Origin of the sequence: Prosthecobacter sp., from assembly GCF_044378005.1 — a bacterium.
In the GTDB taxonomy this organism is placed as follows: domain Bacteria; phylum Verrucomicrobiota; class Verrucomicrobiia; order Verrucomicrobiales; family Verrucomicrobiaceae; genus Prosthecobacter.
The window spans coordinates 1-11,448 of the sequence record NZ_JBILYB010000065.1 but is presented as its reverse complement, the minus strand read 5'-3'; the positions used below and the strand labels follow the sequence as shown (position 1 = coordinate 11,448).

Annotated in this window: 10 protein-coding genes and 1 tRNA gene; 6 read left to right on the top strand and 5 right to left on the bottom strand. The window is 57.8% G+C overall.

All coding sequences use genetic code 11. The annotated features are described in order from the left end of the window. The first annotated feature begins 165 nt into the window (after window positions 1-165). Genes AC6FTP_RS13910 through AC6FTP_RS13900 form a run of 3 tightly spaced genes read left to right on the top strand, consistent with a single transcriptional unit; the run spans window position 166 to window position 2,158 of the window. The gene (locus AC6FTP_RS13910; protein ID WP_497207518.1) at window positions 166-543 is read left to right on the top strand and encodes a response regulator; all 378 of its coding nucleotides are present in this window, start codon (window positions 166-168) and stop codon (window positions 541-543) included. Beyond that, a complete protein-coding gene (locus tag AC6FTP_RS13905) occupies window positions 533-1,192 on the top strand; it encodes a phosphoribosylanthranilate isomerase (protein ID WP_497207517.1) in 660 nt (219 codons plus the stop codon). The genes AC6FTP_RS13910 and AC6FTP_RS13905 overlap by 11 nt, the downstream gene beginning before the upstream one ends. Window positions 1,193-1,234: 42 nt before the next feature. Next, window positions 1,235-2,158 (top strand): alpha/beta hydrolase, encoded by a 924-nt coding sequence (locus tag AC6FTP_RS13900; protein WP_497207516.1) that lies wholly within the window; start codon window positions 1,235-1,237, stop codon window positions 2,156-2,158. A 15-nt stretch (window positions 2,159-2,173) separates the two neighbouring features. On the opposite strand, the gene AC6FTP_RS13895 is transcribed toward AC6FTP_RS13900, so the two are convergent. The 4 genes from AC6FTP_RS13895 to AC6FTP_RS13880 all read right to left on the bottom strand — a co-directional run bounded on the left by AC6FTP_RS13895 (window position 2,174) and on the right by AC6FTP_RS13880 (window position 6,699). Further along, complete coding sequence (locus AC6FTP_RS13895) at window positions 2,174-3,778, bottom strand: DEAD/DEAH box helicase (RefSeq protein WP_497207515.1); 1,605 nt, start codon at window positions 3,776-3,778, stop codon at window positions 2,174-2,176. 126 nt (window positions 3,779-3,904) lie between these two features. Beyond that, window positions 3,905-3,980 (bottom strand) — tRNA-Ala (locus AC6FTP_RS13890). Window positions 3,981-4,072: 92 nt separating this feature from the next. Then, complete coding sequence (locus AC6FTP_RS13885; protein ID WP_497207514.1) at window positions 4,073-5,764, bottom strand: tetratricopeptide repeat protein; 1,692 nt, start codon at window positions 5,762-5,764, stop codon at window positions 4,073-4,075. A gap of 119 nt (window positions 5,765-5,883) precedes the next feature. Then, window positions 5,884-6,699, bottom strand: a complete 816-nt coding sequence (locus AC6FTP_RS13880; RefSeq protein ID WP_497207513.1) for an LpxI family protein — start codon at window positions 6,697-6,699, stop codon at window positions 5,884-5,886. Window positions 6,700-6,893: 194 nt separating this feature from the next. Between AC6FTP_RS13880 and AC6FTP_RS13875 the strand changes: the two genes are divergently transcribed. Further along, complete coding sequence (locus AC6FTP_RS13875; RefSeq protein WP_497207512.1) at window positions 6,894-7,418, top strand: peroxiredoxin; 525 nt, start codon at window positions 6,894-6,896, stop codon at window positions 7,416-7,418. Window positions 7,419-7,438: 20 nt separating this feature from the next. Here AC6FTP_RS13875 and AC6FTP_RS13870 read toward each other — a convergent pair whose 3' ends face one another. Next, complete coding sequence (locus AC6FTP_RS13870; protein ID WP_497207511.1) at window positions 7,439-9,856, bottom strand: protein kinase domain-containing protein; 2,418 nt, start codon at window positions 9,854-9,856, stop codon at window positions 7,439-7,441. Window positions 9,857-10,003: 147 nt separating this feature from the next. Between AC6FTP_RS13870 and AC6FTP_RS13865 the strand changes: the two genes are divergently transcribed. Together AC6FTP_RS13865 and AC6FTP_RS13860 are read left to right on the top strand one after the other, a co-directional pair. Further along, on the top strand, window positions 10,004-10,915 hold the full coding sequence (locus AC6FTP_RS13865; protein ID WP_497207510.1) for an RluA family pseudouridine synthase: 912 nt from the start codon (window positions 10,004-10,006) through the stop codon (window positions 10,913-10,915). Between the two features lie 215 nt (window positions 10,916-11,130). Further along, window positions 11,131-11,448 (top strand): ABC transporter permease (locus AC6FTP_RS13860; RefSeq protein WP_497207509.1); only part of this gene is annotated, 318 nt, incomplete at its 3' end.

The following is an 11,448-nucleotide window of genomic DNA, read 5'->3' as shown; positions in this document are numbered from 1 at the left end:
GTCCCAAGTTTCCAACGCGGGGAATATAGCTGGCGGGTTTCAAACCCGCCCCACCAGTGGACGAGTTGAAAACTCGTTCTACCTTCGGCAACATTGAGCACTTCATCTTCCAACCCCGGACCTGCCCGCGTCCTCCTCGCCGAGGAGAGCCTGCCATTCCGACGGGTGATCCGCGAAGCGCTGACCTCGTTTCGCCACTGTGAAGTGGATGACTGCCCGACGGCTGAGCGAGCGTTTGAACTGGCGCTTTCTCGTCCTTACCAGCTTTTTATCTTTTCGGTCCCATTGCCTGACTTGAGCGGCATCACGATCGATCGCCTCATCGCTCATGCCTATCCTTTGACACATCAGGGCATTCATACGGCTCCTCCCGTGATCTTCCTGGCCCGCGCTGAGGATGGCGGAGCGCTCTCGGCGATCCAGCGCAATGTGCGACTTCGCGGCACGATCACATATCCGCCGAAGCTCGATTTACTACTGACACTCACCTCCGGACTTTTGCCCAACAACCCCAACCTGCCCAGCTTTCCCCGTGTTCCCTGACACTCATCATTCCGGTCCAGCAGTGAAGATCTGCGGCATCACGCAGGAGGGGCAGGCACGCCAGATCATAGCGCTCGGCGCCGATGCACTTGGGCTCAATTTCTGGCCAAAATCGAAGCGTTACCTGCCTTTGGAAAATACTGCCTGGGTGCCAGCGCTGCGTGAGCAGACCACGCTCGTCGCTGTGCTCGTGAATGCCGATGAACGGACGCTCGACACACTAATCGACCAACGATTGGTCCACATCCTGCAACTACACGGGGATGAAACACCTGAACAAGTCGCCGCGCTTCAAGATCGTGGTGCAGTCGTGATCAAAGCTCTCGCGGTGCGTGACCGGGAGTCACTCGCGCGCATCGGTCATTACCCATGCGAAACCATCCTGCTCGATGCCTACAATCCAGGACTGTATGGCGGGACGGGGGAAACTTTTCCCTGGGATCTCGCATTGCAGGCGAAGGAGATGTTTCCCGACAAGCGGCTAATCCTTTCCGGTGGGCTGACTCCGGTGAATGTGCGACGAGCCATTGAGGAAACACATCCTGCGGCAGTGGATGTGGCCAGCGGAGTGGAGTCTTCGCCTGGCGTGAAGGATCTGGCGATGGTGCGTGAATTTATCGAGCAAGCACGTGAGGCTTTGGGGCGCTAGTCGATTGAAACTTCGCCTTCGGACTGGCGTTCCAAGGAGTCCATGAAACTGATCGCCTGTCTTCTTTTCTGTCTGACTCCCCTGCTCTCATTCGCCCAAAAGGCGAAAGCACCGAAGGGTACGATCAAACTCACCACGGAAGCCGTGAAGACGAACGAGGTGGTATATAAAGTCACCCCGCAGGGCGAACTGAAGCTCCATGTCTTTTCTCCTTCTGGCGAAATTCAAGCGGCAGTGCAGCGCCCCTGCGTGGTCTTCTTTTTCGGCGGCGGTTGGAAGAGCGGAACCTTCAAGCAGTTCGTGCCTCAGGCCGAATATCTGGCGACACGCGGGCTGGTGGCTGTGTGTGCTGATTATCGCATTCTGAATGAGCACAAGACGCTGCCAGACAAGTCGGTGGAAGACGCGAAGAGCGCCATCCGCTGGGTGCGGGGTCATGCGACAGAACTGGGGATCGATCCGGGGAAGATCATCGCCAGTGGAGGATCGGCGGGAGGCCATCTCGCCGCCTGCACCGCGCTGGTGACGGCCTACGATGCGGAGGGAGATGACAAGTCGATCTCCGCCAAACCGAATGCACTCGTGCTCTTCAATCCGGCGATGAACATCAGTACACTCTTCAAAGAGCGGGTCACAGGTGAACAGAAAGACTTCACGCTGGAGATGGCGGAGGCGATCACGCCAAACAGCTTTGTCGCGAAGGATACTCCACCCGCGATTCTGTTCTTTGGCACTGCGGACAAGCTCAAGCTTGGTGGCGATGAGTATGTGAAACTGGCCCGCGAGCTAGGTCGGCGCGCGGAGATGTGGACGGCAAAGGAGATGCCACACGGTTTCTTTAACAGAGAACCGTGGATTCAGGTCACGGCGAAGAAGATGGATGAGTTCCTCGCGTCACTCGGCTATCTCGGCGGAAAGCCGACGATCAAGCTGCCCGAAGGCGCTCCATCGCTGGCGAGTGAGTAACCTGCCCGAAGTTGTTTACCGGCGCTTCTTTTTACGACCATGCAGGATGGCGCGGGCTTTGTCTTCCTCATCAAGCACGGTGGTGTACTTGTAGCTGAATCCTTCGAGTTTCCGACGCTCGATCTTCTGATTGATGAGACGCTCGATGCTGGCGACGTAGGGCAGTTCTTCGGCGGAGAAGAGCGTGTATGCATCACCTTCCTTTTTGGCGCGCCCAGTGCGGCCGATGCGATGTACGTAGTCCTCGGAGTTCTCGGGGACCATGACATTGATGACGTGTGTGACGCCACTGACATCCAATCCGCGAGCAGCAAGGTCAGTGGCGACAATGATTTCGAACTCGCCATCCCGGAAGCCTGAGAGAGCCTTTTCACGCTCCTTCTGGCTGACGTCGGAGTGCATGACGGCGACTTTGTATTCGCCGGTCTGCTTGAGGGATGAATAGATCTGATCTGCCTGCGCCTTGGTGCGGGTGAAGATCATGAGGCTGCTGAAATGCGTCTGCTTGAGAATGGCAAGGAGGAGTTCCTCACGCTGATCGCCCGCCACAGGATACATGTAGTGGCTGACGGTTTCCGCAGGAGAGAAGCGGATGCCGACTTCGACGCTGACGGGATCTTTGAGAGCGAAGTCAGCGAGGCTCTTGATCTGCTGCGGCATGGTGGCCGAGAAGAATAGTGTCTGACGGCTCTTGGGCGTGCGATCAATGATGCGGCGCACGTCAGGAAGAAAGCCCATGTCAAGCATGCGATCCACTTCGTCGAGCACGAGCACTTCGAGGCTGCCCATGTCAGCGGTGCCATCCTGCATGAAATCAAGCAGGCGGCCTGGAGTGGCGACAACGACATCGACACCTTCCTGCAGTGCCCTGCGCTGTTTGTCATAACCGACACCGCCATAAACGGCGATCACGCGCAGACCGGTGTGCTTGCCGTATTTTTCAAACTGTTCGACGACTTGAAGGGCCAGCTCGCGAGTCGGCTCTAGCACGAGACAGCGGAATTTTCCAGGAGCACCCAAACGGCTAAGCGTGGGCAGAGCAAAGGCGGCGGTTTTGCCTGTGCCAGTCTGAGAGGCACCGATGACATCCTTGGTCTCGATGATGATCGGGATGGCGCGCTGCTGGATCTCCGTGGGATTCTCGTAGCCAGATTCACGAATGGCGGCGAGCACGGCAGGCGAAAGGCCAAGAGCTTCAAAGGCCGCAGGGAAAGGACCTTCAGGCACGGGCGGTGCTGGTGGTGGCGGCTGTGGCTGGTAGTTCTGAATCGGCGGACGCTTTTCCTCCGAATGCTCACGGCGCGGACCGCGTTCACGTCGAGGACCACGTTCTCCGCCTTCTTCTCGGCGTGGACCACGTTCACCTTCGCGACGCGGCGGACGAGCTCCATCACGCGGCGCATGATCGCGAGGGCGCTCTTCACGCGGCGAACGCTCCTCACGACCTTGGCGTGAATGGGGATGAATCTTCGCAGGCAGATGAGGGTGATCTGCTGCCTTGGGGGTGGCTTCAGCTTTGACAGGCTTTTTGCTGATGCCGATGACTTTCTTCAGGCGATCCTTGAGACGGCTGATGAGGGAGGATTGTTTCTTCGGCTCTGGAAGGCGGGAGGCGCTCACGTTGATGCGGGTGTTGGATGAATGAGCGCGTCTATCGGCCACGAAAGGGGGGAATGCAAACAAGAGCCTTAAAGGCGGATGATGCAGTGCCTGCCAGACTTCCAGACGGCTTGATTGAATGCCGTTTGGTGGAGCATAGCGGGTTCGAACCGCTGACCTCCTGCATGCCATGCAGGCGCTCTACCAACTGAGCTAATGCCCCGGAAAATAAAAAACCGGCTCCCCTGGTTTGGGGAGCCGGAGACTAGCGGCCTTCAATGTTTTGACAAGCCGTTTTTACATCATTTTAAGCGATTAGTTACCACTCGATTTTTTGGTGGAACCTTTGTTGCTGCCCTTGCTGGCAGGAGCGGCGGCAGCGGGAGTTTCAGCAGCGGCTGCAGGCTTCTTCTTGAGATCGTAGATCTTCTTGGCTTCAGCGATTTCGTCGGCCTTCATGTTCTTCTTCAACTCATCGCGATACTTGACGGCGATCTCTGCGCTGTTGGAAGCATCGACAGCGAGGTCAGCATAAGCAAGCGCACGGGCTAGGTTTGGATTGGCTTTGTTTTCTTTAATGTTGGTCAGGCCGCGCTCATTGAGGCTGGCAAGACGAAGCATGGCGAGGGGCACGCCCTGCTCTGCGGCGGCTTCATACTGAAGTGCTGCACCAGCGTATTCGGGGGCTCCAATGCCGGCACCGGTTTCCAAGAGCTGGCCAAGCGCAATCTGGGCAGGCGCGAAGTTGCCTGCGGAAGCGCGCTGGAACCAGGCAAGCGCAGCGATGGGGTCCTGGGTCACACCACCACCCTGTTGATAGAGACCAGCGAGGCGGAACTGAGCCTGTGGGATGCCGGAAGTAGCAGCTTTGAGAAGGAAGCTGAAGGCTTTGGTGAGGTCCTTGTCCACCACGGTACCTGTTTCATAATAGACACCCACATTGAAGAAGGCTTCAGCGGAGCCATTTTGAGCGGCGAGACGATAAAGGTCGAGGGCGCTCTTGGCGTTCTGCTGGATAATCACTTCAGGCTTTTCGGCGGTCCCTGCGTTAAGACCAGCTTCGAAGTAGTTGCCGAGGCGGAAAAGAGCCTGGGCATCATTGCCGTTACCAGCCTTGGTGTAGTATTCGACGGCTTTCTTGAGATCTTTGGCGTTTCCACCCAGTCCATTTTCATAGATCGCACCGAGGAGGCGGTTGGCCGCAGCGAAGCCGCTGTTGGCAGCATCTTCGAACAGCTTCATGGCCTTGGCTGGATCTTTCTGCACGAGAGGCTTGCCGGTGCCTGTGGTTGGATCGCCATCAAAGAGACGCGCCGCATAGGTGCTGAGGGCGACAGCGTTTTTCTGATCAGCAGCCTTAATAAGGTATTCGAGAGACTTCTGATCGTCCTTGGCGAGTCCAGGAACCCCAGATGCATAAAGCTGGCTAAGGCCTAGAGTAGCTTCGCCATCACCTTGAGTACTACCTTTTTCCAAGAGCGATTTGGCCGTCTCCACATTCTGCTGGATGTCAACATTTGGGGCGCCAGCGAGATAGAGATTGGCGAGAAGACGGCGGCCAAGCTTGTTTCCGCCAGCCTCGCTGTCTTTAATCAATTGAACGGCTTCTTTCACGCGCTCCTGATCCTGTGGGAAAGCCTGAAGCAATACCTGCGCCAGTTCGACCTTGGCTAGAATCTGCCCCTGGGCGGAGGCCTTGCGATACAGGTCAATGATATCGTTGACGTTACTGTTGTTCAGCACCCCCCAATGAGCCAATGTGTATTGGGCATCCTTGTCATTTTTACTGGCCAGTTCTTTAATTTTGGCGAGTGCATCATTGAAGGATTTGTTAACATCAGGCCCGTTCGTCTTGTCCTGCACGGCCTTCTGGGCAGCAGACTGGTCATCTGCCAGCTTTTGAAGAGTGGAAACAAGCTCAGTGCTGGGGGTCTGCAACTCGGCAGTATCGATGCCTGCGACGGCAACGAGGGCTGCAAGTTTTACTTTAAGTGCGGTCAGTAACATATGGGGTTGGTAAGGTGGGACGGAATAAGACCCGCAGATGCGGGAAGCGCTCATTTTTTCTGAATTTGTGCCCTTTAATCAAGGCTTAACCACACTTTTTAGAAAAAAGATGTTCTCGCTTATGCGAGGGCAATCAGACTGACTTTTTGTCTGAGGCACTCCTGATGAAGCTCTTCGAAGCCAAGAATAAGAGTCTTGGCTGCTTCCACGGCGATGACATTCACGCCGGATTCAGCTGCATTTCGAATCGTGTCGGGACCGATGACGGGCACATCGAAGCGCATGTCCTGACCAGGCTTGGAGACTTTAACCATGGTGGCACCGCCGCGGCCAAGCGCCCCCCCACGCTTGACGGCTTCATTGGTGCCTTCAAATGCCTCCACCGCCAGGACGGTACCGTTCTTGACCACCACTGTCTGCCCGATGTCGAGCCGACTGGATTCCTTGGCGATTTTGAAGCCGTATCCGGCATCGTCCCAACGACGTTGTTTGATCGTTGGTCCGGCTACATGCCCAACGGCCGGCATGAGATGTTCAAGAAAGGTCGTTGCAGGCAGCAGAGTGATTCCATCTTTGGCAAGTTCATCACCAATGGCTCCGAACAACGTCTCGGCATTGCGCCGCTTTAAACGAGCGAGCATCAGCAGTGTGCGGAAGTCGGGGCGCAGGTCGAAGAGATTCTTCGGGGCAATCTGTCCAACCATCACCGTTTGCGTCACGCCTTCCTTTTTCAAAAAGGCAATCATCTTGCTGAGCTGCCCGACTCTGACCCAGGTAATGGCATCGACCAGGAGGGCTAGTTCAGGCTTTGTCTCATTCTCGAAGGCGACCGCTACAAGACGTTTCACTCCTGCGCGACGCGCAGCAGCCACAAAGGTCTCTGGATAAAGGCCGTTCCCGGCAATGAGGGCGATGGAGGTGAGATCGACAGCCATTTGAATGAGATTCCATGGAGCACAGGACTGCGGTGGAGACAAGAGATCGAATCGCTAAAGCTGGCCTGCGCCGGTTCGTCTGTCTTCGAAGCATCCGTTTCCCATGTCAGAACGAACCTCATCGCTGCGTTTGGCGTTCACGGTCATGCGGAATACTCCTCGTGCCAGCCAGACCACCCTCCATCCCCCACCCCATGAAAATGACCATGCGTATCCTTACCGCCCTCTTCGCCGGCCTCTTTAGCAACGCTCAGGCAGGCCAGGGCGAAAAAGTGGATTACCCCGCCCCCGCTGTCTCCGGCATCAATCAAGACGGAGCCAGCGTGAACTTCGCTGATGTGTACAAGAAAGGCCCCACGGTCGTCTTCTTCTACCCGAAGGCCAACACCCCTGGATGCACGAAGCAGGCCTGTTCACTGCGAGATGCCTTTGCTGACTTGAGCAAAGAAGGCGTGCAGGTTCTGGGCGTCTCCTTCGACAAACCAGACGCTCAGAAGAAGTTCAAAGCTGACTTCACTCTGCCCTATGACCTCATCGCTGATCCCGAAGGCAAGATCGTCGATGCATTCAAGGTCGAGCGCATGGTCAAAGGCCTCCTCAACCTCGCCACCCGCCAATGCTTCCTCGTCAAAGACGGCAAAGTCGTCTGGCAGGACAAAAAAGCCGCCACCGCTGAGCAGGCGGCAGACATTAAGCGCGTGCTTGCCGAGCTGAAATAAAACAGCTCCTGCCCTATCTTCTACTGGGCTACCTTGAGCCAGCGTTGGCGGAAGGAGCGGTTCTCCTCCATGAGTTGAGCCGCTACCGTAGCGGAGAGATCGGGCAGACCAGCCGCTCGGGCAAAGGCGGCGATCTCTTCCTGGCGGACATAATAATTCGAACTGTCCGTCGTCAGCGCCGCGAAGCCTTGGGCGGCATCAAGTAAAGTCTGGGGAGCAATATCCCAAAGAGGCAGGTTGATCATGCCTCGATCCAGGGAAATGCTGGCCGTTTCCATTGTCGCCGCACTCAGCTTTCCCTGCACTGCACTCCCACTGCGACGCAAAAGCAGACCGTTGTAGCCCCCCAGAGTCTGAAGATCTCCAAACAGCCGGTTGAGGAAAGCCGTGGCCTGGGAATAAAGATAACGCTGACCGTCGAGGGCCGACTGTACCTCGGGAGATTCGAAGCGCATGTCCCTAAACATGCTCGTGATGTGCGTGTAGTCGTAGCCATGGATCAAGGATGGAAACGTGGCCAGAATCTCACTCCACTGCGCGAGTTCACGCTGACGGAGAGCATGCTGAACGGTCAGTTGCTGCTGCTTTTGATCCAGTGTCAGGCGCGCTAGCTCGCGCTTGATTTGTGATTCCCATTTTTCAATGAGTGCCCGCATGCCTGAGGCGGTGCGCAATTGCTCCCGCTGCCTGCGCAGGGATTCCAATGTCTGACGGCATTCTTCAGTGCTGACGGGTGCTCTGGGTGCTCTGGGTGCTGTCAGACCTGCTACCAAATCCATCTCCTTCTCAAGTGGCTGGACGAGGTTCACGCACTGGCTGATCCATTCGAGCGAAACCTGGCTCTCTGTGCTTTTCAGATCACTGAGATGTGTTTTGAAATGGCTCATCAAAGCCGCCCCGAGACGCGCGTCACCGAAGTGCCACTCCGCCAGTCCGTGGATGAGATAACCGATGATGGCCTCACTGTGAGTGGTGTAGCCAAGATCCGCCAGCGCCACACTTGGCGGCATCTTCGTAAAGCGCTTGCCAAGAGTGCCGAAAAAGTCCGCCAATTCAGAACTCACGAGCGTGCTGGCACCACTGCCAGTATCATTGGCCAGCGCACTCAGCAGCCTGCCTGCGCTATCTTTCTTTCCCAGCATAATGGCGCTGATTGCCGCATTGATGCGTGCCCAGTTCAGCGTCGGCTGCCGGAGATCCTCACCGATCAGGCGCTCAAACTGATTGTGTGCCTCCGCGAACCTGCGCTTTTCCAGCATCAGGGTGCGGGCGGCGATGAAGCGCTCCGCCACCGTTCCCTTATTGCTGGCCTGGAGCATCACCCCATCACCCGTGAGATCGCTTCGGCTCGTGTCCACCTTTTGAGTGATGGCCGCCGCCTGCCGCTGCCCGGAAAACTGCAGCAGCCAGCCAATGGCGAAGGCCACCGTCAGCAGCGCCGCCGCCGTCATCCCCCAGCGCATCCGTCGGCTGGTCAGGCGCCAGCGCGTCGCATAGCTCTGACCAAGCAGCCCTTCTGCCAGCCGCAGTTCATCCACGGTCTCATCGTAGTTTGCACAGCGCTCCTGCGGGCGGAAGGCCAGCATCCGGTTGATGGCATGGACCGTGCGAGGGGCAAAGCGCGCGCCACTGTCCTCCAGCGCCACGCGGCGGCATTTGATCATCCGCAGTTGCTCAATGCTGTCCGTGTCCGCCTTGTGCGGCGGCTTGCCCGTCATCGCGTGGTAAAGCGTCGCACCCAAGCTGAAAATGTCGCTCCGGTAGTCCTCGCGGTTATCCAGCACCTTCTCAGGCGCTACATAATAAGGAGTCGCCCAGATCTCACCCGAATTGTCGCCGCCGCGATCCACAAAGATCGCCAGCCCGAAGTCCACGACCTTGGCTGTGCCCGTCTCGGTGAAAAGAATGTTCGCCGGCTTCACGTCACGATGGATCAGGCCCATCTGCTGCGCCGCACGCAGCCCCTCGGCCACTTCCAGACCGATTTTCAGGGCATCTGCCTCCTTCACCCGCCCCTCGCGGCGGATGCGCTGCTCCAGATTCCCCCCGTCCACCAGCTCCATGGCGATGTAAAAGTAACCCTGGTCATACCCCACGGAGTAAAGCTTGATCACGTTCGGGTGATTCACATTCGCCGTGATCAGCGCCTCCTGCCGGAACTGCTCGATGCGCCCCTCGTCCCGGCTGTAACGCTGATTCAGGATCTTCAGCGCCACGCGCCTGCCCAGAGTCTCATCCTCCGCCTCGAACACCCGGCTCATCCCCCCCTCGCCGATCTGCTTCACGATCATGAAGTGGTCGAACTTCCGCCGCACCCGCACCAACTGGCCGCAGAAAGGGCATTTCAGCTTCGTGAAAGGCTCCAGCGAGGTGACGTCGATCTGATTTTGGCAGACCGGACAGGTGCTTAGGTAGGACTGTTCAGGAGTGAGAAACACTGGGGGGAGGAAAAAGAAAACGCGGTGGCTCCGGGAGAGCTACGAGGAAGGAGGCGGCTTTGGACTGTTCAGATGCTTGTTTGTTCACGCTTTGTTTATGCCAGAAATTACAGTTTGCTAAATTAATTCGAATATCGACTTTGAACCGTGGAATGGACCCTCTCTGACGCCGCCGACTCCGGCTCCCGACTCGACAAGCACCTCACCGCCCGTTTTCCTGATCTCTCCCGTGCCCGCCTCCAGGACCTGATCAAGGACGGGCACGTCACCCTGAACGGACGCCCCGCCAAGGCCAGCGCCACCCTCAAGCGCGGAGACCAGATCACCCTCACCATCCCCGAAGTCGTCCCCGTCTCCGTCGTCGCCCAGGACATCCCGCTGGATGTGCTCTTCGAGGACAAAGAGATCCTCGTTCTCAACAAAGCCCCCGGCCTCGTCGTCCACCCCGCTGCTGGCAATCCCGACGGCACCCTCGTCAATGCCCTCCTCCACCACTGCGACGACCTCAGCGGCATCGGCGGAGAGATGCGCCCCGGCATCGTCCACCGCCTCGATAAAGACACCTCCGGCTGCATGGTCGTCGCCAAAAACGACATCGCCCACCGCCGCCTCACCGAGGCCTTCGCCGAGCGCCGCCTCAGCAAAATCTACCTCGCCGCCATCAACGGCCTGCCCAAAGAAAAGAGCGGACGCCTCCAGAACATGATCGGCAGACACCCCGTCGATCGGAAGCGCATGTCCATCCTCTACGACGGTTCTGGTAAAGAAGCCGTCACCGAGTGGGAGCACATCGCCACTCATCAAAACAGCGCCCTCATCCGCTGCAAGCTCCTCACCGGCCGCACCCACCAGATCCGCGTCCACATGCGAGAGAGCCTCGGCCACCCCATCCTCGGCGATCCCATCTACGGCAATCCCAAGCGCCAGATCGTCCACGTCTCCCGCCTCATGCTACACGCCTGGAAGCTCAGCCTCCATCACCCCATCCACAATCAGCCCATGAACTTCGAAGCCCCCGTGCCCCCCGAGTTCCAGCCGTGGATGCAGGCCATCGCGTGACATCTGCCGCCACGTCACTGTATCAGTGTCTGGTAGTCTGGCTGGATAGATGGCTGCCAGCACGCTGCCCCTCGCCTCCTGTTTCCGCCTTAACTTCATGCGCAAGCCCTGAACCACTTCCGTGGATTTCGTATCCTTCCTTGACGCTGCTCTGGCCAGTCCCCATGATGACCGGCCTTCGATCTGATTTTCTGCCCCCGACCGTCCCCCCTCACATGCGCATCTTCTGGGTCCTCCTCAAAAAAGAACTGCGAGCGTTCTTCGTCTCGCCCGTGGCCTACATCGTCCTGGCGCTGGTGATGGTGCTCAGCGGGTACTCCTTCCGCGCGGCGCTTTCGATTCTGGAGCGCGGGCCGAGTGAGGGGAGCATCGTGCAATGGATGTTTCAGCCAAACTGGTTCTGGCTCTCCTATTTCTTCGTCTTTCCCCTGCTGACCATGCGCCTCTTTGCCGAGGAAAAGAAGATGGGCACCTTCGAGACGCTCTTCACCACGCCGGTGCATACCTGGCTGGTGGTGCTGGCGAAGTTCGGA